Origin of the sequence: Nocardioides sp. GXQ0305, assembly GCF_050880345.1 — a bacterium.
In the GTDB taxonomy this organism is placed as follows: Bacteria; Actinomycetota; Actinomycetes; order Propionibacteriales; family Nocardioidaceae; genus Nocardioides.
Map to the genome: position 1 here is coordinate 240,470 of NZ_JBNYXG010000006.1, position 24,548 is coordinate 265,017.

Here is a 24,548-nt window from a genome sequence, read left to right on the forward strand (position 1 = left end):
GGCGGGGGCGTGACGGGGACCGAGGCCCCGGAGGGCACCACGGAGCAGCCCCTGCTTCCCGGCGCGATCGACCAGTACCTGAGTCCGGGTGACCCCGCGCTCTCGCCCGACGACACCGCGGCCGAGGTCCGGGATTCCCTCGTCGGCGCGCGGTTCCACGGCGCCGACGAGGTCGCCGTGTGCGCGGGGTCCGACCGTCTGGTCGGGGTCGTGCCCCTCCGGAGCATCCTCGCTGCCGACGACGACCGCACGATGGCGCAGCTGATGGACCCCGACCCGCCGGTCGTGGTCGCCGGGCACGACCGCGAGCAGGCCGCCTGGAAGGCCGTCCAGCACGGCGAGACCAGCCTGGCGGTCGTGGACGAGCAGGGTCGGTTCCGGGGCCAGGTGCCGCCCGCTCGGCTGCTCGCGGTGCTGCTCCGCGAGCACGACGAGGACTTCGCCCGCCTCGGCGGCTACCTCGCGAGCACGGCGTCGGCGCGGCTGGCGGCCGAGGAGCCACTGGCCCGACGACTGTGGCACCGGATCCCGTGGCTCGTGCTCGGCCTCGTCGGAGCCGCGATCTCCGCGTGGCTGGTCGGACTCTTCAGCGGGCGCATCGAGGCCGACGTCCGACTCGCGTTCTTCATCCCGGGCGTGGTCTACCTCGCGGACGCCGTGGGCACCCAGACCGAGGCCCTGGTGGTGCGTGGCCTGTCCGTGGGAGCACCGATCCGCACGACGCTGCGACTGGAGGCCGTGACCGGACCCGCCCTCGGCGCGCTGCTCGCCGGCGTCAGCCTCCCCGCGATCTGGTGGGCCCTCGGTGACCTCGCGGTGGCGGTCGCGGTCTCGGTCGCGCTCCTGGCCGCGTGCAGCGTGGCGACCGTGGTGGCCGCCGGCCTGCCGGTGCTCATGTCCCGCACCGGCCGTGACCCGGCCTTCGGGAGCGGCCCGCTGGCGACCGTCGTCCAGGACCTGTTGTCGCTGGTCATCTACCTCGCGGTGGCGGTCGTGGTCGTCGGAGCCTGACCTGCGCGGTCCGGCGTCGACGGGTCACGACCGCAGCGCGTCGAAGGCCTCGAACACCATGTACGCCGGCCAGAACACCCCTTGGAAGACGGCGTACAGGTGCTCCCAGAAGCCGTCGGCCTGCTGCCACCAGAAGACCCACGCACCGAACATGCCCAGGCCGTAGATGGCTCCGCCACCTGCCGCCGCCGTCGCCTCTCGTGCCATCACTCATCACCCACTCAGGACCGATCCGGTCAGTCCATCGCCTCGCGGAGCGGCCCGACAGGGCCGAACGTCCCGCGGGCAGGGCCGACCTCGGGACCAAGGACCCTGCCGCGGACGAGTCCCTGTGGCGACGATCGACCCAGGAAGGTCCCGAGGTGTCGGAGGTGTGCCGTGCCGGAGAGCCACGAGCTCGGATACAGCGTGTGCGAGGCGCTGCTGCGCGCCGGCGTCGTCGGCCGCGTGGGGTTCACCTCCCCCGCAGGTCCTGAGGTGGCGCCGGTGAACTACTCGGTGGTCGACACCACCGTCGTCCTCCGCACCTCGGCGGACAGCGCGCTCGCGACGTACGGCGTCGACGCGGTCGTCGCCTTCGAGACCGACCACGTCGACTTCACCTCCCACCGCGGCTGGAGTGTCGTGGCCCGCGGCCGCGCCGCTCTCGTGCACGACCCGAAGGAGCTGGACCGCATCCGGCACGAGTGGGAGCCCCGCCCGTGGGCGAGCGGGCCGCGCGAGACCACCCTGCGCATCCGCTGGGACGAGCTCACCGGGCGCAAGCTCGGGGAGGGCTGGGACCCGCTGCTGGACCTGCCGCAGCGGCGGGTCGTCCAGGCCCGCGGCCGGTGAGGAGGACGCGCCGATCGCCCGCAACGTGTGACGTTCCAGGTCCTCCCAGGGCCCACCATGGTGACCATGCCCGCACCGAACGCGCCGGAGGCCGACGCCCGGGAGCGCGTCGAGGCCGTGCTCACGCACCTGCCGGCCGGACTGCAGCGACGGGTGTCGTGGATGCTGGACCGCTGGCCGGGGCGGATCGGGCTCCAGTGGACGGCCGGGATGATCCGGATCGAGGTGTTCGACCGGTCGATGACGATCGCGGCCCAGTTCTTCTCCTCGGTCCTCCCGATCCTGATCATCCTCGCGGCCTGGGAGGCCAGCACCGACACCTTCGCCGACGTGATCGACCTGCCCGAGCAGTCGAGGTCGATCATCGAGGGGGCCGTCGAGGGCCAGGACGCGGCGTTCGGCATCGTCGGCACCCTGTTCGTGCTGGTGTCGGCCACCAGCCTGTCCCGCGCCCTGACCCGCGCGTTCGCGGCGGTCTGGCTGTTGCCCCGCCCGCGCACCCGGCTGCGGTCCGCCTGGCGCTGGTTCTCCGTGGTGCTGGTCATGGCCCTCTCGCTGGTCGTCGTGCGGACCCTGAGCGATGGGCTCGCGGGACTGCCACCGCGGGACCTGTGGCCGGTCGCGCTGACGTACTCGTCCGACCTCCTCGTCGCGAGCTTCGTCCCCTGGGCCCTGCTGGCAGGAGCCATCCGGTTCCGGATGCTGCTGCCCGGCGCGTTCCTGTTCGCGACACTGATGGCCACCGTCCGCCCCGCCACCGCGCTGTGGCTCCCCCGGGCGCTCGAGGCGAGCGCCGACCGGTACGGCTCGATCGGCGTCGCGTTCACCTACCTGACCTGGTTGTACGTCGCGTCGTTCTGCTTCATGGCGACCGCCGTCCTGGGTCAGGTGATCGCCACCGACCAGGGCCGGCTCGGCGCCCGCATCCGCGGGGAGGGCACGCTGGTGCCCCAGCCGGACTGAGCTGTCACCGGAGGGCGTCGGCCGCCGCCTCCACGCGTCCGGACCCGACGGCGGCGGCGAGCGCTGCGTGGTTCCGCTCGTTCTGGTCGGCGTAGGTCTCGGCGAAGCGGGCCAGGGCGCGGTCGAACCGGTCACCTCGGCCGAGGTAGCCGGCGATCGCCACCGGGTCGCCGGAGCGCGCGTGCGCCCGGGCGAGGGTCCAGCCGCACAGCCGCGCGTAGCTCCCCATGACCGAGGGCCTCATCGAGTCGATGTCGGCCGAGCCCTTGCCGTCCCACAGCTGCCGGACGTAGAAGTCGCGGGAGACGCCGTCGACGCCACTGGTCCTGATCCAGCCGAGCAGCACGTCGCTCGCCGACTGCATCAGGCGCTGGCCCTCGACCACCCGTTGCCCGTGGTTCCGGAACCGGCTCTTCCCGAGGAAGGGCTCGAGCACGGACGTCTGCGCCTCCTTCGCCTGGAGGAGGAGGGGGTCGCCGTCCTCGGTGCCGAGCATCAGCACGATCCAGGCGCGGGTGCCGACGCTGCCGACCCCGACCACCTTGCGGGCGGCGCTCGCGAAGCGGAACCCCTCGATCAGGTGGCGGTGGTCCCCGCGCAGGCTCCGGCGGTACGAGCCCAGCAGCGCGCGCAGGGCCTCCTCGATCTGGTGTAGCTCGAGGTCGGGCACGAGGTCGGACACCGGCACGACCAGCGGTGGGTCCCCGACGAGCGACGGACGCCCGTCGACCGTCCGCACCAGCTTGCCGAACGCCTTCCGGCTGTTCTTGGACTTCGCCCTGGCCACGTTCTTCCGGAACCGCTTCACCTCGTCCGGCTCCAGGCTGTCGGCCACGACCGTCTCGAGCTGGTCGACGTCGAGGCGCTGGTACCAGATGTCGAGCCGGCCCATGCCGGCGAGCTCGGTCATCGAGGTGCGGTAGGACTCACCGACCGCCCGGACGATCCAGTCCCGCTCCGCGTCGTCGAAGCCGCGGTCCCGGCCGGCCACGGCGAAGCTGGCCGCCAGCCGCTTCAGGTCCCACTCGAACGGGCCCGGCAGCGACTCGTCGAAGTCGTTCAGCCCGAAGACGAGCCGACGGTCCGGCGCCAGGTAGGAGCCGAAGTTGGACAGGTGGGCGTCTCCGCACAGCTGGACGGTCAGGCCGGTCCGGGGCGCGGCCGCCAGGTCCGAGGCCATCAGGTACGCGGCCCCCCGGAAGAAGGTGAACGGCGAGACCAGCATCCGGGCGTAGCGCAGCGGGACCAGCTCTGGGACCCGGCTCGCCGCCTGCTCCTCGAGCAGCGAGACCGGGTCCGGCCGGTCCGTCGCGGGCGTCCACTCGCCGTGCACCGACCGCGGCACCCCTGCCCGCACGCCCCGTCCGAGGGCGCTCCGCTCCGACAGGGTGCGAGGCTCGCCGGGACTGCTGGCAGCCGGTCGGGCGCGGTTCTGGGTGGCGGTCATCGCTCCATTGCAGGGCATCGTCCCGCCCGGCGCCTCCCCCACATCACATGAGGCGGGGCCTACTCGCGCCCGGCCGGCCCGCGTGGCAGCCTGGCGCCCGCTGCTCGCGCAGGAGGACGATCGCGGCCACGGCCAGCCAGAGGAGCCAGGCCCCGATCCCGATGCGCTCCAGCAGTCCCATGGAGGGGGTGGGCTCGCCGGCCTCGATGCGCTCGACCTGCGCGCTGAGCATCCCGAAGACCAGGGCGGTGGCCACCGTGAGCGCGGAGTACACGCGGAACACCCACCCGAACGCGAACGCGAGCACCACGACGTACGCCGCGACGAACAGCCCGGTGGCGCCCGCCAGGACCAGGTGGGCGGAGTCGGCAGGGGTCGCTCCCCCGGCTGCGAGCACCTCGCGCCGGGACATGGGCGCGGCGAGCCACAGGAAGCTCACCGCACCGTGCACGACCATCAGCACGCCGGCGACCCGGACAGGGAGCCGGCCGCGCGCCGCCCGCCACATGCCCAGCCCGAACCCGATCTGCAGCAGGCTGAAGACGGGGAGGACCCAGACCAGGAACGGCCGGGACGGGGCGCCCGTGGCCGAGAGCTCGCTGACCGCCTGCGACACCGGGCTGTACCCGTCGTGGATCGACGCCGCGACGACGTCGTTGGCGACCGGGTAGAGCAGCGCGTAGACCAGCCCGCACGCCAGCAGGGCCCGGGTGGTGCGCATGGTTCTGCTGCTCGCCGGAGGCCAGGCCGCTCAGGGCAGCTGCACGTAGCCGTGCCGCATCTTCCAGAGGAAGTACTTCTCGAACCCGAGCTTCATCAGGTGGGCCTGCGGGCCGGGGATGAGCACCCCGTGCTTGCGGGGCGGCAGCATCTTGTCGGCCAGGATGATCACGCCGTTGTTGCCGGCGTCCATCACGCACACGGCCTTGATGTCCCCGAACTCGCGCCCGGCGGCGGGCTCCTCCCCCCGGATCTGGGCCGCGATGTTCTCGCCCGCGATGTGGGCCATCACCTCGGTCGGGTAGCCCGTCTTCGGGATGCCCACCGGGGTCGGGGTATGCCAGGGGACCTCGACGGCCGCCGCGACACCGACCGCGTAGACGTCGTCGTACTTCTCGCTCTGGTAGGTGGGGCGCACCGGGACGTACCCCTTCTCGTCGACCAGGCCGTCGGCCTGCTGGAGGAACTCCTGGCCGAGGAACGGCGGCACCACCATCGCGTAGCGGAAGTCGAGCGTGCTGTCGTCGGCGAGGACGAGGCGTCCCTGGTCGATGTGGTCGATGCCGACCCCGGTCCGGGCCGTGATGCCCTCCTTGCGCAGGAACATCCCCAGCAGCTGCTCCCCGTGCGGCAGCCCGCCGATGCCGAAGTGCCCGAGGAACGGCTCGGCCGTGACGTAGGTGAGACCGACCCGCTGGTGCAGGTCGTTCCTGCGGAGCTGGTAGCTCATGTTGAACAGGAACTCGTACGCCGCTCCGAAGCAGCCCGCGCCCTGGGTGGCGGCGACGACCACGTCGCCCGGGTCGTCGAGGAACCTGCGCCACCGGGCACCGGCGTCCTCGGCCGTGGCCAGGGTGGTGATCGTGGCGGCGTTCTCGGTGAACCCGGGCACCACGTCGTCCTGGTTCCGGTAGCCCGTGGCGACCACCACGTAGTCGTAGGGCAGGACCGTGGCGTCCGCGAGCGTCACCCGGTGCGCCACCGGGTCCAGCCGCTCGGCAGCGGTGTGGATGAACTCGATCCCGTGCGCGTCGAGGGTGGGCTCGACCGGGAACGTGATGTCGGCGCGGTCGCGCCTGCCGAACGGCAGCCAGATCAGGCTGGGCGTGAACAGGAAGCGGTCGGACGCCGAGGCCACGGTGACGTCCACGTCGTCACCCAGCAGGCGCTTCACGGTCAGCGCCGCCGTGAGACCCGCGAAGTTCGATCCGAGCACCAGCACCCTGCTCATGGCCTTCTCCTCCTCCGGCGCCTGCGACCCTCTGTCTGCGCGCGCCCGGCTACCCGCAGCATCACTCCGCAGCGGGGACGCGGGTACGGCCCCTGTGCCCCTCCGGCTGGGACCAAAGGCCCCCGGACGAGGCGTCGGCTCAGGACAGGTCGCGCGGACCGGCCGAGGGGGAACGGGTCAGGGCTTCGCCTCCAGCTCGAAGTCGCGTCCGTGCGCCGTCAGCGCCCAGATGACGAACACGTTGAGCACGATGATGAGGATCGACCAGAACGGGTAGAACGGGATGAACACGAAGTTGGAGAGGGCGCTGCACACCGCCAGCACCACGCCGCCCACCCGGCCCCAGGTCTGTCCGGCGAGGATGCCGAACCCGACCGCGATCACCACGAGCCCGAGCACCAGGTGGATCCAGCCCCAGGCGGTGGCGTCGAACGCGAAGACGTAGTTCGGCGTCGAGAGGTAGAACTCGTCCCGGAAGATCCCGGCGATCCCCATCAGCACCTGGAACGAGCCCACCAGGATCATCATCATCGCGCCGAAGACGATGAAGCCCGTCGCCATCCGCTCCGCTCGCGTGCCCGACTGTTGCTGCGTCATCCGCCTGCTCCCTCGTCCCGGCCCCCGCGGGGCCATGGCCCCATGCAAGCGTCCCTGGACGCCGGCCGGATCACCTGCATCAGACGAGATCCGGCCGGGCGGTCCGTCAGGCGTCGGCGTCGACGAGCCGGCCGTCGGCGGTGACCGGGTTGTCCTCGTTGATGGCCAGCACGGCGTCGGTGAGGTCCGGCTCGACGTCCAGCGGACGACGGTCGAGGTGGACCCCCGCGATCATGCAGCGGACCGAGCCGCCCGCGAGCTCGATGGTGGGGATGTCGACCGCGACGATCTCGCACGACTCCTCGATCACCGCCACCTGGTCGGGCCGCAGGCTCCGGCGGGCCCGCGCCGACATCGCCATGATGTAGCGGCGCCGCCCCTCCGGCGTACGCCCGCAGAGCTCGACGGCGTTCCCCGCGAACTCGCGCACCTGCTCCTCGGTCAGCTCGACGACCTGCCGGCCGTTGACGGTGAGCCGCTCGCGCACCTGCCGGCGGCGCTCCTCGTCGGGGATCATGCCGAGGGCGATCAGGGCGACGTCGGTGCCGACGCAGGCCATGACGTTGGTGTGGTAGACCGGCACGCCGTCGGAGTCGACGGCGTCGAAGGCCATCGGCTCGTAGTTGAAGTCGGTGCAGAAGTGCTCGAGCACGTGGGTGTCACCGCGGTGGCTCCGCGCCAGGTAGGCGACCCGGGAGATGTGGTCCAGGACCATGGCGCCGGTCCCCTCGAGGAAGATGCCGTCCGGCTCGAGGCCCGAGTAGTCGACGATCACCTGCACCCGGTACTGCGACTTCAGCAGCTCGAGGACGTCGGCCCGCCGCTCGTGGCGGCGGTTGGACGCGTACATCGGGAAGACCGCGACCTTCCCGCCCGCGTGCGTGGAGATCCAGTTGTTGGGGAAGACGCTGTCCGGGCGGGTGTGGTCCTCGTCGTCGAAGACGTGCACCCGGACACCCGCCGCGCGCAGCGCCTTCGCCACCGCGTCCATCTCGGCCAGCGCGCGGGCGGCCAGGACGTCGTCGGACTGCCCCTCGGGGGCGTCGGACTGGAACGCGTTGTCGGCCGCTGTCGCCGGGTTCGGCAGGAACTTCGTGGCGCGGACGAGGATGACTGCGGAAGGGGCCTGTGCACTCACGTCGTCGCAATCTAGAGGACGGGGCCGCCGGGGCGGGAGCCGGGCGAGGGAACCGGGTCGACCTGACCTTGCGCGGCCCGGCACCATGGGCCTACGGGGCCGTCAGCGACATCCGGGAAGGAGCTCGACGTGAGCACCCACGAGCGCGACCACGAGCAGGACCAGCCCCAGGACGGGAGCGAGGAGGAGACCGAGCTGCCGGAGCACCCGGCGGACAAGCCGATCGAGACCGTGGAGGCGCTGGAGGACCGGCTGGCCGGGAGCGACGACGACGCCGACGAGGAGCAGGTACGGGGCGACGACGTGACCGAGTCGCCCGACGCGGACGAGATGGAGGGGCTCCCCGGACCGCCACCGGGCGAGCCGGACGAGCCCGCCGGCTGACGCTCGACGAGCGGTTCGAGCCGGTCGAGCCTCAGTGTTCGTGCCGGGGCTCGAAGTCGTCCGGCTCGCTGTCGATCATGAAGTTGCGGTCGCCCCTGATGCCCTCGACCATGCGCCTCAGCCACCCGTCGTCGGCGGTCTCGATCTCCCGCTCGGCCAGCTGGTCACGGAGGTACTGCACCAGGTCCTGGTCGGTGCCCGCGTCGTGGGCCACGGAGGTCGCGTCGACCGCGGCCTGCAGGTCAGCGTCGTACGTCGCCACGTGATCGGTTCCTCTCGATCCTCCGGCGCCGCCCGAGCGACGGCGCCGCTTCCGACTCTAGGCCGAGCCGCCCGGCTCCAGGCGGGCACCCGGCGCGACCACCGCACCCTCGGCAACGGTGCTGTCACGACCGAGGAGCACCAGCGCGTCGTCGTCGTCGAGGTCGACGTCGAAGGAACCCACCCGGGCGCCATCGCCGATCCTGCAGTGCCGGTCGACGATGGCTCCCGCCACCACTGCTCCGGAGCCGACCACGACGTCGGCGAAGATCACCGAGTCGCTGACCGTGGCGCCGGCCTCGACCCGGGCTCCTGGGCCGAGCACGCTGCGCACCACCCGGCCGGCGACCACGCACGCCGAGCTCAGCATGCTGTCCACGGCCTCGGCGCCGTCGAGGAGCCGGGCGGGGCTGCGCTGGGTGTGCCGGGTGAGGATCGGCCAGTCGGGGTCGTTGAGGAGGCCCAGGTCGTCGCGGAGCAGCTCGCGGTGGGCCCGCAGGTAGTAGTGGGGCTGGCCGAGGTCGCGCCAGTACCCGTCGAGCGGGAACGCGCCGGTCCGGCCGCGGGACACCAGCCGCGGCAGGAGATGCTCGCCGAAGTCGCCGAGGCCCGTGTCCCCCGCCGCGGCTTCGGGTCCCAGCTCTCGGTGCAGCTCCTCGAGGACCTCGATGAGGACGTCGGGTCGGTAGGCGAACACCTCGGCTGCGACCAGCCCGCCGTCCGGGTGCTCGGGCTTGTAGGACACCTCGACGACGCGGCCGTCCTCGACCGTGAGGACGGCGTGGTCGGAGGCATCGGCGGGATCGACCTCGGTCGTCACGACCGTGCAGTCGTCGCCGCTCGCGAGGTGGGCGTCCACCAGCGCGGAGAAGTCGAGGCGGTACAGGTGATCGGCGCTCATCACGAGCACCACCTCGTGACCCGCGCGCCGGATCTGGTCCCGGATCCGGAAGAGCTCGTCGGCGTTCCCGCGGGCGAACCCGTCCTCGTCGGCGCTCCCGGTTCCCTCCTCGGGCATCAGCAGGCGCAGCCCGCCCCGCGTCCGGTCGAGGTCCCAGGGCCGGCCGTTGGCGACCTGCTCCTCGAGCGAGGCTCCGTGGTACTGGACCGAGAGCCACACGTCGGTGACTCCGCTGTGGGAGAGGTTGGACAGGGAGAAGTCGATCAGCTGGTAGACCCCGGCCACCGGGAGCGCGGGCTTCGCGCGCTCCCGGGTGAGCACGTCCATCCGGCTGCCGGCGCCGCCGGCCTGGACGATGGCGAGCGTCCGACTCACGGCGCGCTGGGCGCTGCGTCGCGCAGGGCGGCCAGCAGCGGGCCGGCCGCCTCGTCCAGGAACCGACCGGTCATCTCGTCGCCGACCTGGACCAGCGCGACATCGGTGAACCCGGCTTCCCAGAACGCCGAGACGGCCTTGACGACGGCGTCGAGGTCCGGGCCGCACGGGATGTTGTCGGCCACGTCCTCGGGACGGACGAACTGGGTCGCCCCGGCGAATCCCGCCGTCGTCGGGAGGTCGCTGTTGACGGCCCAGCCACCCGCGAACCACCGGAACTGGTCGTGAGCGCGGGCGACGGCGGCGTCGCGGTCTGGGTCCCAGCAGATCGGGAGCTGGCCGATCGCCCGGGCGCCGTCGCCGATCCTGGGGGCGCCGTCGACGCCGTTCCAGGTCGCCACGAGGTCGGGCTCGGGCTGGACGCCGACGAGGTGGTCCGACAACGGCGCGAAGCGCCGTACCGACTTCTCACCGCTGACCGCGGTCGCGAGAGGGACCGGCCGGTCCGGCAGGTCCCACAGCCGCGCGGAGTCGACGCGGTAGTGCTCGCCGTCGTAGGTGACCAGCTCACCCTCGAACAGCGCGCGGATGATCTCGATGGCCTCCCCCAGCATGTCCTGGCGGGCGTCGATGCTCGGCCAGCCGAGGCCGACGACGTGCTCGTTGAGGTTCTCCCCCGCACCGAGGCCCAGCGTGAACCGCCCCTCCGAGAGCACCCCGAGGGTCGCGGCCTTCTGGGCGACCACGGCGGGGTGGTAGCGCAGGATCGGGCAGGTCACGTAGGTCATCAGGTCGACGTGCTCGGTCACCTGGGCCACCGCGCCCAGCACGCTCCAGGCGTACGACGCGTGTCCCTGGGCGCTCAGCCACGGGAAGTAGTGGTCACTCATCACCTCGAAGTCGAAGCCGGCACGCTCCGCGTGGGCCGCCTGGTCGACCAGCGACCGCGGACCGGACTGCTCGGTCATCAGGGTGTAGCCGATGCGTGTCATCACAGCACCCTAGGAACGGACGGGACCTCCCCGTCACCCCCGTTCGGGTGCCCCGGAGAACGACGTCACGCCAGGAGCAGCACGCCGGCCAGCGCCACCAGCCAGCTCGCGAAGCTGCCGACGAGGAAGTACTCGGTCAGCCGGTGGATGCGTTCCTGCTCGCGCCGCGCGGAGAGCTCGGGAAACCGCAGCAGCCCCTTGGCGGCGACGACCACCGTCGCCGCGGTCGCCTCACCGGCGAGGGCCAGCGCGAGGATCAGCAGCCGCTCCATCGGCCCGAGGAGCCGACCGCCCTTGAGCCGGGTGGCCGGGTCGCTGGGGGTGCCCTCTCGGGCCGGGTTGACGGTGTGGGTGGCGGCCAGCACCAGCCGGACCACGACGTTGCCGGTGCTCATCTGGAGCAGCACCACACCGAGCAGCAGGAGTGCGCGATCGGGGCTGAGGCCGGCCAGCAGCGGCAGGCCGACCCCGTCCAGCCACGCGCCGAGGAGGCCGTCGGCCGGGGGTGCGGCGCCGGACACCAGGACCGCCAGGGCGACGCCCCCCGCGAGGACCAGCAGGGGCCACCAGGCCTGCCCGGTGCGGAACCCACGGGGCACCGTGTAGGCCCAGCCCAGGACGACCACGACGATGCCGGCGAGCGCCAGCAGGTCACGTCCGCTGGTGAGTCCCGCGCCGAGGGCCACCAGGACGGCGGCCGCGGCACCGGCCACGGCGGGTCCGTGGCGCAGCGGGCGCACCGGGCGCACCGAGAAGGCGAGGTCGGTGACGGCGATGCCCACGAGGAGCAGCCCGAGCCAGCTCACCTGATCGCTCCCATCAGCTCGTCCATGGCCAGCACGATGCCGAGGCCGTCGTTGCGCACCCGTTGGGAGACCGCAGAGGTCGACACTCCCTCGGCCTCGGCGATCTCCCGCTGGGTGCGTCCGGCCATCAGACCACGCAGGACCGACAGCCCGCGCGACGACAGGCGGCCGACCAGCGCGTCGCGTCCGAGCAGGGCGGCGTCGACCGCTGCGGGGTCGGGCCCGGGAGTCCCCTCCGCGCCGCGGAAGGAGGTGCGTGCCGCCCGGGTGGCCGGGCGTGCCTGGGCCGTGGCGGCCGCGTCGATGGCGGCGCGGGCGGCCCACCAGCCCGGCCCGTCCTCGATGCGGCTTCCGGCGTCCAGCGTCTCGACCGGCCCGTGGCCGATGCCGTGCCGGACGTCGGCCCCGGGCAGCAGCGCGAGCCGCAGCGCGAGCGTGGCACGCAGGGCGTGACCCACGGTCGGGAACGCGCCCTGGTACTCGTCGCCGACGGTCAGCCGGAGGTCACCGGCGTGGTCGGCGTTCACCTCGTCGAGCGCGCGGGCGACCCGCGCATGCAGGTCTGCCCGGTCGGCGGCGCGGCGGGAGCCGACGACGTCACCGATGACGACGACAGCAGGAAGCTTCACTTCGACCATGTGAAGATCATATCTTCAACAGGTCAGGAGGAAGCCCCCACCTCACTCTCGTCGGCGGGCACCGGCTCCGCCAGCGGCAGCCGGACGGTGAACACGCTGCCCGCCCTCTCGCCGGCCGCAGCGGTGATCTCGCCCCCGTGGCCACGGACCACGGCCGAGGCGAAGCTGAGTCCGAGCCCCGCTCCCGGCACCCCGCGCACCCGGACGGCGCGCGAGCGGTAGAAGGGGAGGAACAGGGACGACGGCTCGTCGTCGTCCCCCAGGCCGACGCCGTCGTCGACCACCTCGATGACGGCGCTCGACCCCTCGGCCCGGGCCGAGCAGGTCACCTCGCCGCTGCCGAGGGTGAACTTCGCGGCGTTCACCACGAGCTCCTCGACCACCTGCACCAGACGGTTCCGGTCGGCGACCACCGGCAGCGGGACCTCCCCCGGCTCCAGCGTCACCGTGACCCGCTCCAGGCCGCTCGCGGCCAGCGAGACCCGGGCCGCCGACACGACCTCACGCAGGTCGAGCTCGGTCAGCTGCAGCTGGGTGGACCGGGACTCCAGGCCGCCGATGAGCAGCAGCTGGTCGGCCAGGGCGCTCAGCCGCTCGCTGTTGCGGGCGATGGCAGCCACGAACTTGCGCTGCATCATCGTCAGCTGGCCGCCCTCGCCCTCGCGCAGCAGCTCGGTGTAGCCGGTGACGCTCGCGACCGGCGTACGGAGCTCGTGGCTGAGCGTGTCGAGCAACCCCCGGGAGACCCGGTCGAGCGCCGACGGCTCGTCGTCGTCGAGGTCGATCCCCACGGCGGGCTCGTCACCGGCCGCGACGGCCGGCCCGAGGTCGGTCATCACCACGCGCGACGTCTCGTCGCCGCTGGCCACGGTGACCTGCGCCCAACGGCCGTGACGGGTGGTGCCGTCCTTGGCCGTCACGGCACCGGCCACGATGCCGCCGACGGCGTCGAGGTCCTGGTGGACCTCGCGCAGGGCCGCGCCGAGGTCACCGGTCGCCAGGGTGTCCCAGACCGGGCGGCCGAGCAGCTCGTGCTCCTCGTAGCCGCTCCACGCGAGCAGCGAGTCGCTGACACCGACGACCACCGCGCTGCCGCCCTCCAGGACGACGGCGTCGACCGCGACGGACTCGGGAGCCACGACCTCGGACTGCTCCACGGCCGTCACGAGGCGCTCCGGGTGCAGGGGGACGCGGCGGGGGGCCGGGCGACGCCGGGGTGGGACAGGTCCACCGGTACGACGTCACTCGCGCGCTGAGACCTGATCATGGACCACTCCCGTGCTGAGGCGACGTCCGACTCTAGAACGCGAGCCGGCCCCGCGACTCGGGAATGGGAGGAATCGCCGGCCGCAGATCGCGGTCAGTTCAGCACGCGCATCGACTCCGGCAGCCCGCCGCCCGCGTGCACGTCCTCGACCAGCTCCTGCAGCGCGGTCAGGGCGACCCGCTGGGAGTTGGGGCCGTAGGAGACCCGGGCGACGCCGAGCTCCTCCAGCCGGGCGTTCGGCAGCGACCCGGGGACGCCGATGAGGGTCAGCCGTTGCGGGCCCGTGGCATCGACAAGCGTGGTGACCTGGTGCTCGTCGAGTCGGCCCGGGACGAACACGACCGGCGCGCCGGCGTCGAGGAAGGCCCGGGACCGCTCCACGGCGTCGGCCAGCACGTCGGCGGGGTCGCGGTCACCGGCCTTGACGAACGCGTCGGTGCGGGCGTTGAGGACGAAGTCGGGGACGCCCTCGTCGGCAGCGGCCGCCATGATCGCCTCCACCTGCGCGGCCGCCTCGGCCAGCGGCTTCATCTGGTCCTCGATGTTGGCCCCGACCACGCCGATCCCGATCGCCCGGCGGATGGTGTCGGGAGCGTCGCCGTAGCCGCCCTCGAGGTCGGCGCTCACCGGCAGGTCGACCGCCTCCACGACCCGACGGCACATGTCGAGCATCTCCGCGACCGGGATCTGCTCGCCGTCCGGGTAGCCGAGGGTGGCCGCGATCGAGTGGCTCGCGGTCGCGAGGGCGCGGGTCCCGGGGACCGCGGCGACCGCGGACGCGCTGATCGCGTCCCAGACGTTGACGACGGTCAGCAGGGTCGGGTCGCGGTGGAGCTGCAGCAGGTCGGTGGCGCGGGAGGAGGTGGTCATTCCTGCATCGTAGGGGTGGGGACGACGGCGACCACCGGGCCGCGACCCGGTCACCCCCAGAAGACCCGCTCGACCACCGCGTGCGTACGACGGGTCCGCCGCAGGTAGTCGTTGACCATCTCGTCGGACCCGCCGACGGAGTAGCCGACGGTGAGGGCCACCGCGGCCTTCTCGCGGGTGTCGCGGGGCAGCTGGTCGGCCGGCCGGCCGCGCACCAGCGTGATCGCGTTCCTGACCCGGCTGACGGTGCGCCAGCCCTCGGCGAGGATCTTCGCGTCGTCGGCCTCGACCAGGCCCGCGTCCCGGGCGGCCTCCAATGCCTCGAGGGTGCGGGTGGTCCGCAGGCCCGGCACCGCGGCACCGTGCTGGAGCTGGAGCAGCTGCACCGTCCACTCGATGTCGGCCAGCCCACCCCGGCCGAGCTTGAGGTGGGTGTTGCGGTCGGCCCCCCGCGGGAGCCGCTCGTGGTCGACCCGGGCCTTGATCCGGCGGATCTCCACGACGTCGTCGTGGCTGAGCCCGCCCTCGGGGTAGCGCAGCGGGTCGATCATGTCGGTGAACCGCCGGCGCAGCTCCTCGTCGCCGACGACCGCGTCGGCGCGGAGCAGGGCCTGCGACTCCCAGACCCGCGACCACTTGGCGTAGTAGGCGGCGTACGACTCCAGGCTGCGCACCAGCGGTCCCTGCTTGCCCTCGGGCCGCAGGCCGGCGTCGACCTCGAGCGCGGGGTCGGGCCCCGACGCGGCCAGCAGCCGGCGCAGCTCGTTGGCCACCGCCACCGCGTAGCGGCTGGCCTCCTGCTCCTCGGCACCGGGACGGGGGTCGTGGACGAAGAGCACGTCGGCGTCGGAGCCGTAGGAGAGCTCGAACCCGCCGTACCTGCCCATCGCGACCACCGCCAGGGCGGTCGGGGGCTCGTCGAGGCCACGGTCCCGACGGACGGCGCGCTCGGCCACCTGGAGCGTGGCCTCGAGGGTGGCGTCGGTCAGCCGCGACAGGCCCTTGCCGACGTCGGCCTCGTCGGTCTGGCCGAGCAGGTCGCCGGCAGCGATCCGCAGCAGCTCGCGCCGCCGGATCGCCCGGATGCCGCGGACGGCGTCGTCGGCGACGGTGTGCCGGCCGCCGGTGGCAGCCATCTCGCTCACCAGCGCGTCCGCGGACGCCGGCGCGAGGTCCTCCCCCAGCATCTTCACGCCCTGCGGCTCGCGCTCCAGCAGGTCGGTGACGTAGCGGGACGTCGCGAGCGCCGTCGCCAGCCGCTGGGCCACCTCGCCCTCGTCACGCAGCGTCGAGAGGAACCACGGCGTGCTGCCGAGGCGGTCGCTGATCCTGCGGAAGCCGGAGAGCCCGGAGTCGGGGTCCGGGCAGTCGGCGAACCACTCCAGCATCACCGGCAGCAGCGTCCGCTGGATGGCCGCCCGGCGGGACACCCCGGCCGTGAGGGCCTCGAGGTGGCGCAGGGCCGCCTTCGGGTCGGCGTACCCGAGCGCCGCCATCCGCTCGGTCGCCGCCTCCGGCGAGAGCCGGGCGCCCTCGCCCGGGATCCGGGCCACCGCAGCGAGCAGCGGCCGGAAGAACAGCTTCTCGTGCAGCCGGCGCACCTCGCGGCGGTGGTGCTGCCAGGCCTCGTCGAGCGCCTTCCCGGAGTCGGTCAGGAACCCCATGCTGCGGCCGAGCCGGCGCAGGGCCGCGTCGTCGTCGGGCACCACGTGGGTACGCCGCAGCTGGTGCAGCTGGATCCGGTGCTCGAGGGTGCGGAGGAACGCGTACGCCTCGTGCAGCGCCTCACCGTCGGGACGGCCGACGTAGCCGCCCCTGGTCAACGCGTCGAGCGCGCTCAGCGTGGTGGGCTCCCGCAGCCGCTCGTCGGTCCGGCCGTGGACGAGCTGCATCAGCTGCACGGCGAACTCCACGTCGCGCAGCCCGCCGGAGCCGAGCTTGAGCTGCCGCTCGGCGTGGTGGGCCGGGATGTGGTCGAGCACCCGACGGCGCATCGCCTGGACGTCCTCGACGAAGCCGTCACGCTCCGAGGCCCCCCACACCAGGGGCCCGACCATGGCGGCGTACTGGAGTCCGAGGTCGCGGTCGCCGGCGACCGGCCGCGCCTTCAGCAGCGCCTGGAACTCCCACGTCTTGGCCCACCGGTCGTAGTAGCCGGCGTGGCTGGCGAGGGTGCGCACCAGCGGTCCCGCCTTCCCCTCGGGTCGCAGCGCGGCGTCGACGGGCCAGAGCGTCCCCTCCGCCGTGTGCGTCGAGCAGGCCTGCATCAGCAGCCCGGCGAGCTGAGTCGCGACCCGCGCGGCCGCGTGCTCGTCGACGCCCTCGGCCGGCTCGAAGCAGAAGATCACGTCGACGTCGGAGACGTAGTTGAGCTCGTGGGCGCCGCACTTGCCCATGGCGATCACCGCCAGCCGCGCCGTCGACGCGGCCTCCCCCACCTGGGCGCGAGCGATCGCCAGCCCCGCCTCGAGCGCACCGGCTGCGAGGTCCGAGAGCTCCGCGGCGGTGTCGTCGACACCCTGGCCGTGGGCCAGGTCGCGGGCGGTCAGCCGCAGCAGCATCCGGCGGTACTCCACCCGCAGCGCGTCGAGAGCGGCGCCGTGCTCGACCGACGCCACCGGTTCGTCGGCGCCGGGGTCGGCCCCCACCGCCTCCAGCAGCCGCGACCGTACGGCGAACGCGGGCGCGCGGGTCGACCCCAGGGTCGGGTCGGTGAGCTCACGCCAGTGGTCGGGGTGCCGCACCAGGTGGTCGGCGAGCGCGGTGCTCGTCCCCAGGATCGTGAGCAACCGCATGGCCGAGCCCTCGTCGTCGGCGGTCTCGGCGAGCATCGCGTCCGGGTCGGGCGTCTCCGCGGACAGGCGGACCAGCCCGGCCAGCGCCAGGTCGGGGTCGGCGGTGCGCCCGAGCAGGGGCAGCAGGGCGTCGGCGTGGTCGCCCAGCTGGTCGAGCAGCGGCTCCGCGCGGTCGGTGTCGGTGAAGCCCGCGCGGACCAGGCGGGAGCGGACGCCGGCGCGGTTCACGAGTGCCACGCTAGCGGCCGCCCGTGCCGGGCCCGGGACGACCGGCTACTCCGACAGCTCGCCGTGCCGGGCCAGGGCCAGCGCCCCACCGACCGCCAGCACGAACCCGACGGCCGCCACCGGACCCCAGCCCGGTCGCGGCTGGTCCCCGAGGAGCAGCAGACCGACCAGGGCGGGCGCGACCGTCTCGCCCACCACCAGCGGTGCGGTGGCCTGGGTGACGGTGCCCCGCTGCAGCGCGACGGCGTACGTGAGCATCGCCAGCACCCCGGCGACCACGAGGGCGTAGGTGGCCGGGTCCCTCAGCAGCAGGGTCACCGACGGCCCGAGCCGGTCGAGGGAGACCTCCGCCGGGAGCATCCGGGTCGCGACCGAGGTGGCCCCGAACGCGAGCCCGGCGATCGCCCCCAAGGCGACGGCCCCCCGCGCGCCGGGCCACCGAGCGAGGGGGACGGCGAGCAGGACGAGGGCCAGGGTGGCGACCAAGACGCCCCACTGCTCGACCCGGCTCACGGCGACGGCCCGGTCCTCGGCGGCGGAGGCGGCGACCAGGACCAGGCCGGCCAGCACCACACCGAGCGCGACCTTGTCGCGCCGCGTCAGCGACATGCCGAGGAACAGGGCCCCCAGCACCGCGGTGACGGCGAGGAAGCTCGCGACGACCGCCTGCACCACGAAGAGCGGGAGCGCCCGGACGGCGACGAGGGTCAGCACGAACCCGAGCGCGTCCAGGCCGACGCCGAGGACGTAGCGCCACGAGCGGGCCAAGCGCACCAGCAGCCGGGGGTCGAGGCCCTCCGCCGCATCGGTGCCCCGGGCCGCCACGGCCTGCAGGACCGAGCCCGCGCCGTAGCAGAGGGCCGCGGCGAACGCCGTCACCAGGGCCCACAGCACGGATCGACGCTAGCGGATCGCCGCCACCCCGCGGCGTGCTCCATACTGACCGCGTGGCGAGCGGCCCACCGCCCCAGCGCCGGCCCTCGATGACCGACGCCGTCGACGCCTGCTTCTTCGCCTTCTCCGGCGTGGCCGCCGTCTGGTTCGCCTACGTGCTGCTCCGCGAGGGCGTCCGGCCCGGGTGGCCGGCGCTGCTGCTCGTGGTGTTCTGGATCTTCTTCACCTACCTGGCCCTGCCCCGGCTGCACCGGATCCTCACCCGGATCTACCTGCCCGGCTACTTCATCGGACGCACCCGCACCAGCGACGGCCTGCTGGGGGACCCGGTCAACCTCGCGCTCCACGGTCGCGAGGACCAGGTGCACGCGGCGATGACCGCGGCCGGCTGGACCCGGGCCGACGACCTCGGGCTCCGCTCCGGGAGCCACATCGTGACCCAGACGCTGCGCCGTCGCAGCTATGCCGCTGCGCCGGTCAGCCCGCTCCACCTCTTCGACCGGCAGCAGGACTTCGCCTACGAGCAGGAGGTCACCGGGAGCCCGTCCCGGCGCCACCACGTGCGGTTCTGGCGCTGCCCCGAGGGCTGGCGGCTCCCGGGGGGCTTCGCGGTCGACTGGCTCGCGGCGGCGACGTACGACCGCAGCGTGGGCGTCTCCTTGTTCACGCTCCAGGTCACGCACAAGATCGACGAGAACACCGACGTGGAGCGGGACTTCGTGGTGAGCACCGTGACCGGGGCCGACCCGGCCGTCGGGGTCGAGGTCCTGGAGCACTTCTCGTCCGGCTACCACGCACGCAACGGGGGCGGAGACCGGATCCGCACCGACGGGCACCTGCCGGTGGTCGACCTGCGCCGGGTGTCGACCGGCGAGCGGACTCCGGTGGCGGTGCCGACCGACAGCCGGGACCGGCGCCCGGCCACGACGGTGACGGGCGCGACGATCGCCCTGCTGCGCGCAGCCGTGTACTCGGCCACGGTGGGCGTGCTCCTGGTGGCGCCGCGGCACGCCCGGCACCTGGAGGACCTGGGCTTCTCGCCCCACGAGCTGCGCGAGCTCGCGCCGGTGCTGGCGGTCGTGTTCGCCGTGGCCGCGGTGGTCGACGGCGGGTTGGGCCTGGCCATCCTGGCCGGCCGCAACTGGGCCCGGCTGACGCTGATGACCGTGTGCTCCCTGACCGCCTTCACCGCCTTCCTGGCCACCGTGGGGAGCGACGGGCGACCGATCGGCCTGGGGAGCCTGCCCAGCCTGGGCCTGAGCATCCTGGTGCTGCTCGCCCTGTCCAGCCCCAGCGCCCGCGCGCACGCCGTCCACCGCCAGCTCCCCGAAATCGGGCCATCCGGGGGCGACCCGGCGTCGCTAGCCTCCACGCACCGCGGGAGACAGGACCCAGCCCCATGACCGAGACAGCCGAGGAGCACGGCCGGACCGGCCACCATCCGGTCGACGACCGGTGGCCGGACCGCTTCGCGACCGGCATGTTCGTCGCGGCGACGTTCGTCGCGGTCGTCGCCGTGGTGCCGCCCTGGCACCGTGCGTTCCTCGGGCCGGACGACCCGGTGTCGCTGCTCGTCGTCCCGGTGGTCCCGAGCCTGGTGTACGCCGCGCTGCTGCTCGTGATGGGCGTCGCCCTGCGGCGCCGGCTGCGAGCCGCGTGGTGGCTGCTGGTGGGGTGGTGGCTCCTGGTGCCGGAAGTGGGCCGGGCGCTCCTGGTCGCCGAGGGCCGGCACGTGCTGCTCGCCTCGCTGGGCCTGGTCGTGATGGGGGCGGTGACCGTGGTCGCAGTCCTGGCCCGCGACCAGTTCGTCGTCCACCGGGTCAGCGGCAGCCTGCGCAGGGCGGTCGCGATCTTCCTGGTGGGCGGGGCCGTGGTGCTCCTCGGTGGCGCCGCCCTCGTCTCGGCCTTCGGGACCTCCTCCGGCTTCGGCAGCTCGGCGACGTTCGTCCTCGGCTCGATGCTCACCGACGTCGGCCGCCTCACGACCGACTCCTCGGTCCATGCCCCGTGGTGGGTGCACGGCGTCATCGGCCTCTCGGGCGCGGTCGTCGTGATCACCGCCGCCACTGTGCTCTTCCGCCCGCCGCGCGGCACCCGCACGCTCACCGTCCCCGACGAGGCCGGCGTACGGACCCTGCTGCGCGACTTCGGCGACCACGACTCGCTCGGCTACTTCGCCACCCGTCGCGACAAGACGGTCGTCTGGGACGACGGTGACCCGGCCGCGGCCCGGTCCGGCGTCTCCTACCGGGTGATCGGCTCGGTGTGCCTGGCCAGCGGAAACCCGCTGGGCGACCCGCAGTACTGGCCCGACGCCATCCGCCGGTGGCAGGAGCAGGCCCGCGGCAACGGGTGGTCGCTCGCCGTGATGGCGGCCGGCCACGACGCCGCGCTCGCGTACGCCGACGCCGGCCTGACCATGCTCCAGCTGGGGGACGAGGCGATCGTCGACCTCGGTCGCTTCTCGCTGAACGGCCCCGGCATGCGCGCGGTCCGGCAGTCGGTGTCGCGCCTGCAGCGGCGGGGCTACACCTGCCGGGTCGTGCGCCACGCCTCGCTGACCGCCGCCGACTTCGACGCCCTGGCCGAGGCCGCCGGGCAGTGGCGCGGCGACGGCGGCGACGAGCGGGGGTTCTCGATGGCGCTCGGCCGCCTGGGCGACCCGATCGACGGCTCGTGCGTGCTGGTCGAGGCGCGCGACGCGGACGAGCACTTGCGCGGCTTCCTGAGCTTCGTGCCGTGGGGACGCACCGGGATGTCCCTCGACCTGATGCGGCGCGATCCGTCCTCGGACAACGGGCTGGTGGAGCTGATGGTCGCCAGCCTCGCGGAACACTCCGCGACGTTCGGCATCGGGCTGGTGTCGCTCAACTTCGCGATGTTCCGCGAGGCGTTCGAGCGCGGCGCCGAGGTGGGGGCCGGTCCCCTCGCACGCCTGTGGCGTCGGGGCCTGCTGCTGGCGAGCCGGAACTGGCAGCTGGAGTCGCTCTACCGCTCGAACGCGAAGTACCTGCCGGAGTGGCAGCCCCGCTACCTCGGGTACGAGTACGCCTCCGACCTGCCCCGCGTCGGCGCGGCCGCCGGGAGCGCCGAGGGCTTTCTGACCGCGCCCGCCGTGGCCACCTTCCGACGCGACCGGACGAGCGACGCCGAGGCGCTCGACACCGCCGGCCAGGACCACGCGGACGCCGTGCTCGCGCTCGTCCCGCCCGCGCGCGACGTGGTGGCGGAGGCGATCTCGACCGCCCACCTGCCCGAGCAGATGCGGGTCCGTCGGGCCAAGCTCGATCGACTGCGCGCCCAGGGCATCGACCCCTACCCGGTCTCGGCCCCGCGGACCCACACCCTCGCCCAGGCCCGCGCGCTCGTCGGTGACCTGCCGGCCGACGTCGACACCGGGACCGAGGTGTCGGTGGTCGGCCGGTTGCTGCTGAAGCGCGACCTGGGCGGGCTGGGGTTCGCGACCCTGCGCGACGGGACCGGGGACCTCCAGGTGATGGTCGACGCGCGGTACCTCGACGCCCCGTCGCTGGACCTGTGGAAGCACTCCGTGGACCTGGGCGACCAGGTCGGGGCCACCGGTGACCTGGTGACGACGCACACCGGCGAGCTGTCGGTCCGGGCCCGGACGCTGCTGCTGACGAGCAAGGCGCTGCGTCCGCTGCCCGACAAGCACCAGGGGCTCACCGACCCGGACGCCCGGGTGCGGATGCGGTACGTCGACCTGATCGTCCGTCCCGAGGCCCGGACCACCGCCTACCAGCGCGCCTCCATCGTGCGCAGCGTCCGGGACTCGCTGCAGGCGCGCGGCTTCACCGAGGTCGAGACCCCGGTCCTGCAGACCATCCACGGGGGTGCGAACGCCCGGCCGTTCGAGACGCACATCAACGCCTACGACCTCGACCTCTACCTGCGGATCGCCACCGAGCTGCACCTCAAGCGGCTGCTGGTGGGCGGCATGGAGAAGGTCTTCGAGCTCGGCCGGCAGTTCCGCAACGAGGGAGTCGACTTCAAGCACAACCCGGAGTTCACGTCGCTGGAGGTCTACGAGACCTACGGCGACTACGACACGATGCGGGTCCTGACCCAGGAGATCATCCAGGAGGCGGCCACCGCGATCTACGGCGAGCCGGTCGCCCGCCGACGCGACGAGGAGGGCCGGACGGAGGAGCTCGACCTCTCCGGGCAGTGGCCGGTCAAGACGATCTGCCAGGCGGTCTCCGAGGCGCTCGGCGAGGAGGTCACGGCCGACACCCCGCTCGCCGACCTGCTCCGGCACGCCGACCGGATCGGGCTGGAGCTCGACCTCGACCCGTCGTGGGGGTTCGTGCTCGAGGAGATCTACGGCGAGCTGTGCGAGAGCCGCACCACGACACCGGTCTTCTACACCGACTTCCCCAAGGAGAACGCGCCGTTGACGCGGCCCCACCGGCACGACCCGCGGCTCGCCGAGAAGTGGGACCTGGTCATCTTCGGGGCCGAGCAGGGGACGGCGTACTCCGAGCTGGTGGACCCCGTGGACCAGCGGGAGCGGCTGGTCGCCCAGTCCCTGCTGGCCGCCGCCGGCGACGCCGAGGCGATGCAGGTCGACGAGGACTTCCTCGAGGCCCTCGAGTACGGCATGCCGCCGACGGGCGGCATGGGGCTGGGCGTCGACCGCCTGGTCATGAACCTCACCGGGCTCAGCATCCGCGACACCATCCTGTTCCCGCTCGTCAAACCGGTCACGGGCCCATGACCGAGGCACCGGTCCGCGGGAGTCGTCGGCCGGCCGTCTCGGTGCCCACCCTGGCCGCGATGGTCGTCGGGGCGATGGTGGGTGGCGGCGTCTTCACGCTGCCCAGCAGCTTCGGTCAGGCCACGGGCGTGCTCGGCGCGCTGGTGGCGTGGACGGTGGCCGGGCTGGGCATGCTGATGCTGGCCCTGGTCTTCCAGTCGCTGGCGGTGAGGCGGCCCGACCTCGACAACGGCATCTACGCCTATGCGCAGGCGGGCTTCGGCAGCTTCGCGGGGTTCAGCTCGGCCTGGGGCTACTGGGCGAGCAACGTCGTCGGGAACGTCTTCTTCATGGTCTTCGCGATGGCGAGCCTCGGGCAGTTCCTCCCCGGACTCGGCCAGGGCAACACGCTGCTCGCGGTCGTCCTCGCGTCCGTCGGCGTGTGGATCTTCCACGCCCTCATCGCCCGTGGGGTCCGGCAGGCCGCCGTCGTCAACCGGATCGTGACCGTGGCCAAGCTGCTGCCGATCCTGGTGTTCGTCGTGCTGACCCTGGTCGCGTTCGACGCGGGGACGTTCGCCGACAACTTCTGGGGCGGCGAGACGGGCGACCTCGGGTCGCTGTTCGACCAGGTCACCGACACCATGCTGGTCACCACGTTCGTGTTCCTCGGGATCGAGGGAGCCAGCGTCTACTCCCGGCTGGCCCGCCGCCGGGAGGACGTGGGACGGGCGACGGTGCTCGGGTTCCTCAGCACGCTCGCGCTGTTCGCGTCGGTCACGCTGGTCTCGTACGGCGTGCTGCCGCAACGGGACCTCGCCAAGGCCGACCAGCCGGCCATGGGCGCCGTGCTGGAGTCCGTGGTCGGCGACTGGGGCGCCACGCTCATCGACGTCGGGGTCATCGTGTCGGTGCTCGGGGCCTACCTCGCGTGGACGCTGCTCAACGCCGAGGTCATGTTCACACCGGCGCGCCACGACGTCATGCCCCGCTTCCTCGCCCGCGAGAGCGGCAACGGCACCCCGATCGCCGCGCTCGCGCTGACGACCCTCTCGGTGCAGGTGTTCCTGCTACTGGTCCTGGTCGTCGACGACGCCCTGGACTTCATGCTCAAGCTGGACACCGCCCTCACGCTGGTGCCGTACCTGTTCGCCGCGGCGTATGCGGTGAAGCTGGCCGCCACCGGCGTGACCTACGGTCCGGGCGAGGAGCGCTCACGTCGCCGCCAGCTCTGGATCGGGGGCGCCGCGGTCGGGTACTCGCTCTACCTGATCTATGCGGCCGGGCCGGAGTACCTCCTGCTGGGGTGCCTCATCTACGCACCGGGCACGCTGCTGTTCGTGCGCGCCCGTCGCGAGCACGGTGCGGACCGGGTGTTCCGGCCCGCCGAGGCCGTCGCGTGCGTCGTGCTCTGCCTGGCCGCCGCCGTCGCGGTGGTGCTCCTGTCCACCGGCGTGCTGGAGCCCTGACGCCCACCCG

The 24,548-nt window shown here is 73.3% G+C and carries 22 protein-coding genes; 7 read left to right on the forward strand and 15 right to left on the reverse strand.

Translation table 11 applies throughout. The annotated features are described in order from the left end of the window. Positions 1-9: 9 nt before the first annotated feature. Positions 10-1,011, forward strand: coding sequence for a magnesium transporter (locus ACQ1X7_RS16405; RefSeq protein WP_432479298.1), 1,002 nt, complete (start codon positions 10-12; stop codon positions 1,009-1,011). A gap of 24 nt (positions 1,012-1,035) precedes the next feature. Here ACQ1X7_RS16405 and ACQ1X7_RS16410 read toward each other — a convergent pair whose 3' ends face one another. Next, entirely contained in the window at positions 1,036-1,218 is a 183-nt protein-coding gene (locus tag ACQ1X7_RS16410; RefSeq protein ID WP_432479299.1) for a hypothetical protein, read from the reverse strand. Between the two features lie 171 nt (positions 1,219-1,389). On the opposite strand from ACQ1X7_RS16410, the gene ACQ1X7_RS16415 reads away from it, so the two are divergent. After that, positions 1,390-1,845 (forward strand): pyridoxamine 5'-phosphate oxidase family protein, encoded by a 456-nt coding sequence (locus tag ACQ1X7_RS16415; RefSeq protein ID WP_432479300.1) that lies wholly within the window; start codon positions 1,390-1,392, stop codon positions 1,843-1,845. A 66-nt stretch (positions 1,846-1,911) separates the two neighbouring features. Beyond that, entirely contained in the window at positions 1,912-2,808 is an 897-nt protein-coding gene (locus ACQ1X7_RS16420) for a YhjD/YihY/BrkB family envelope integrity protein (protein ID WP_432479301.1), read from the forward strand. A 4-nt stretch (positions 2,809-2,812) separates the two neighbouring features. Here ACQ1X7_RS16420 and ACQ1X7_RS16425 read toward each other — a convergent pair whose 3' ends face one another. The 5 genes from ACQ1X7_RS16425 to ctlX form a co-directional block, all read right to left on the reverse strand. Further along, on the reverse strand, positions 2,813-4,255 hold the full coding sequence (locus tag ACQ1X7_RS16425; protein WP_432479302.1) for a DUF2252 domain-containing protein: 1,443 nt from the start codon (positions 4,253-4,255) through the stop codon (positions 2,813-2,815). Between the two features lie 43 nt (positions 4,256-4,298). Beyond that, the gene (locus ACQ1X7_RS16430; RefSeq protein ID WP_432479303.1) at positions 4,299-4,976 is read right to left on the reverse strand and encodes a DUF998 domain-containing protein; all 678 of its coding nucleotides are present in this window, start codon (positions 4,974-4,976) and stop codon (positions 4,299-4,301) included. 30 nt (positions 4,977-5,006) lie between these two features. Continuing rightward, the gene (locus tag ACQ1X7_RS16435; protein WP_432479304.1) at positions 5,007-6,206 is read right to left on the reverse strand and encodes an NAD(P)/FAD-dependent oxidoreductase; all 1,200 of its coding nucleotides are present in this window, start codon (positions 6,204-6,206) and stop codon (positions 5,007-5,009) included. Positions 6,207-6,383: 177 nt separating this feature from the next. Further along, positions 6,384-6,803, reverse strand: a complete 420-nt coding sequence (locus ACQ1X7_RS16440; protein ID WP_432479305.1) for a DUF7144 family membrane protein — start codon at positions 6,801-6,803, stop codon at positions 6,384-6,386. 106 nt (positions 6,804-6,909) lie between these two features. Next, positions 6,910-7,941: a citrulline utilization hydrolase CtlX gene (gene ctlX / locus ACQ1X7_RS16445; RefSeq protein ID WP_432479306.1), complete on the reverse strand. Its 1,032-nt coding sequence runs from the start codon at positions 7,939-7,941 to the stop codon at positions 6,910-6,912. A 129-nt stretch (positions 7,942-8,070) separates the two neighbouring features. Between ctlX and ACQ1X7_RS16450 the strand changes: the two genes are divergently transcribed. After that, positions 8,071-8,325 carry a hypothetical protein gene (locus tag ACQ1X7_RS16450; RefSeq protein WP_432479307.1) on the forward strand — a complete coding sequence of 85 codons (255 nt, stop codon included), beginning with the start codon at positions 8,071-8,073 and terminating at the stop codon, positions 8,323-8,325. Positions 8,326-8,356: 31 nt separating this feature from the next. Here the strand turns inward: ACQ1X7_RS16450 and ACQ1X7_RS16455 are convergent, their stop codons facing one another. The 9 genes from ACQ1X7_RS16455 to ACQ1X7_RS16495 form a co-directional block, all read right to left on the reverse strand. Next, positions 8,357-8,587: a hypothetical protein gene (locus ACQ1X7_RS16455; protein WP_432479308.1), complete on the reverse strand. Its 231-nt coding sequence runs from the start codon at positions 8,585-8,587 to the stop codon at positions 8,357-8,359. A gap of 57 nt (positions 8,588-8,644) precedes the next feature. Then, positions 8,645-9,862 (reverse strand): glucose-1-phosphate adenylyltransferase family protein, encoded by a 1,218-nt coding sequence (locus tag ACQ1X7_RS16460; protein WP_432479309.1) that lies wholly within the window; start codon positions 9,860-9,862, stop codon positions 8,645-8,647. Further along, entirely contained in the window at positions 9,859-10,854 is a 996-nt protein-coding gene (locus tag ACQ1X7_RS16465) for a TIGR03557 family F420-dependent LLM class oxidoreductase (RefSeq protein ID WP_432479310.1), read from the reverse strand. The genes ACQ1X7_RS16460 and ACQ1X7_RS16465 overlap by 4 nt, the downstream gene beginning before the upstream one ends. Before the next feature lie 65 nt (positions 10,855-10,919). Further along, complete coding sequence (locus ACQ1X7_RS16470) at positions 10,920-11,660, reverse strand: hypothetical protein (protein ID WP_432479311.1); 741 nt, start codon at positions 11,658-11,660, stop codon at positions 10,920-10,922. Further along, positions 11,657-12,298 carry a SatD family protein gene (locus ACQ1X7_RS16475; protein WP_432479312.1) on the reverse strand — a complete coding sequence of 214 codons (642 nt, stop codon included), beginning with the start codon at positions 12,296-12,298 and terminating at the stop codon, positions 11,657-11,659. Before ACQ1X7_RS16475 ends, ACQ1X7_RS16470 begins: the two co-directional genes overlap by 4 nt. A gap of 23 nt (positions 12,299-12,321) precedes the next feature. Next, on the reverse strand, positions 12,322-13,455 hold the full coding sequence (locus ACQ1X7_RS16480) for a sensor histidine kinase (protein ID WP_432479313.1): 1,134 nt from the start codon (positions 13,453-13,455) through the stop codon (positions 12,322-12,324). 203 nt (positions 13,456-13,658) lie between these two features. Beyond that, positions 13,659-14,435, reverse strand: a complete 777-nt coding sequence (locus ACQ1X7_RS16485; RefSeq protein ID WP_432479314.1) for an isocitrate lyase/PEP mutase family protein — start codon at positions 14,433-14,435, stop codon at positions 13,659-13,661. Between the two features lie 50 nt (positions 14,436-14,485). After that, positions 14,486-17,458 (reverse strand): bifunctional [glutamine synthetase] adenylyltransferase/[glutamine synthetase]-adenylyl-L-tyrosine phosphorylase, encoded by a 2,973-nt coding sequence (locus ACQ1X7_RS16490; protein ID WP_432479315.1) that lies wholly within the window; start codon positions 17,456-17,458, stop codon positions 14,486-14,488. A gap of 45 nt (positions 17,459-17,503) precedes the next feature. Then, entirely contained in the window at positions 17,504-18,352 is an 849-nt protein-coding gene (locus ACQ1X7_RS16495; protein WP_432479316.1) for a hypothetical protein, read from the reverse strand. A gap of 53 nt (positions 18,353-18,405) precedes the next feature. Between ACQ1X7_RS16495 and ACQ1X7_RS16500 the strand changes: the two genes are divergently transcribed. The 3 genes from ACQ1X7_RS16500 to ACQ1X7_RS16510 are packed head-to-tail and all read left to right on the forward strand — an operon-like array spanning position 18,406 to position 24,538. Then, positions 18,406-19,755, forward strand: coding sequence for an LssY C-terminal domain-containing protein (locus ACQ1X7_RS16500; protein WP_432479317.1), 1,350 nt, complete (start codon positions 18,406-18,408; stop codon positions 19,753-19,755). Further along, on the forward strand, positions 19,752-23,090 hold the full coding sequence (lysX, locus tag ACQ1X7_RS16505) for a bifunctional lysylphosphatidylglycerol synthetase/lysine--tRNA ligase LysX (RefSeq protein WP_432479318.1): 3,339 nt from the start codon (positions 19,752-19,754) through the stop codon (positions 23,088-23,090). Before ACQ1X7_RS16500 ends, lysX begins: the two co-directional genes overlap by 4 nt. Next, entirely contained in the window at positions 23,087-24,538 is a 1,452-nt protein-coding gene (locus ACQ1X7_RS16510; RefSeq protein WP_432479319.1) for a basic amino acid/polyamine antiporter, read from the forward strand. Before lysX ends, ACQ1X7_RS16510 begins: the two co-directional genes overlap by 4 nt. Positions 24,539-24,548: the final 10 nt, after the last annotated feature.

Excerpts from the sequence above, each read along its gene's own strand:
- ACQ1X7_RS16410 (WP_432479299.1), bottom strand. The coding sequence starts at position 1,218 with ATGGCACGAGAGGCGACGGCGGCGGCAGGTGGCGGAGCCATCTACGGC.
- ACQ1X7_RS16420 (WP_432479301.1), top strand. The coding sequence starts at position 1,912 with ATGCCCGCACCGAACGCGCCGGAGGCCGACGCCCGGGAGCGCGTCGAG.
- ACQ1X7_RS16425 (WP_432479302.1), bottom strand. The coding sequence starts at position 4,255 with ATGACCGCCACCCAGAACCGCGCCCGACCGGCTGCCAGCAGTCCCGGC.
- ACQ1X7_RS16430 (WP_432479303.1), bottom strand. The coding sequence starts at position 4,976 with ATGCGCACCACCCGGGCCCTGCTGGCGTGCGGGCTGGTCTACGCGCTG.
- ACQ1X7_RS16435 (WP_432479304.1), bottom strand. The coding sequence starts at position 6,206 with ATGAGCAGGGTGCTGGTGCTCGGATCGAACTTCGCGGGTCTCACGGCG.
- ACQ1X7_RS16440 (WP_432479305.1), bottom strand. The coding sequence starts at position 6,803 with ATGACGCAGCAACAGTCGGGCACGCGAGCGGAGCGGATGGCGACGGGC.
- ACQ1X7_RS16465 (WP_432479310.1), bottom strand. The coding sequence starts at position 10,854 with ATGACACGCATCGGCTACACCCTGATGACCGAGCAGTCCGGTCCGCGG.
- ACQ1X7_RS16475 (WP_432479312.1), bottom strand. The coding sequence starts at position 12,298 with ATGGTCGAAGTGAAGCTTCCTGCTGTCGTCGTCATCGGTGACGTCGTC.
- ACQ1X7_RS16485 (WP_432479314.1), bottom strand. The coding sequence starts at position 14,435 with ATGACCACCTCCTCCCGCGCCACCGACCTGCTGCAGCTCCACCGCGAC.
- lysX (WP_432479318.1), top strand. The coding sequence starts at position 19,752 with ATGACCGAGACAGCCGAGGAGCACGGCCGGACCGGCCACCATCCGGTC.
- ACQ1X7_RS16510 (WP_432479319.1), top strand. The coding sequence starts at position 23,087 with ATGACCGAGGCACCGGTCCGCGGGAGTCGTCGGCCGGCCGTCTCGGTG.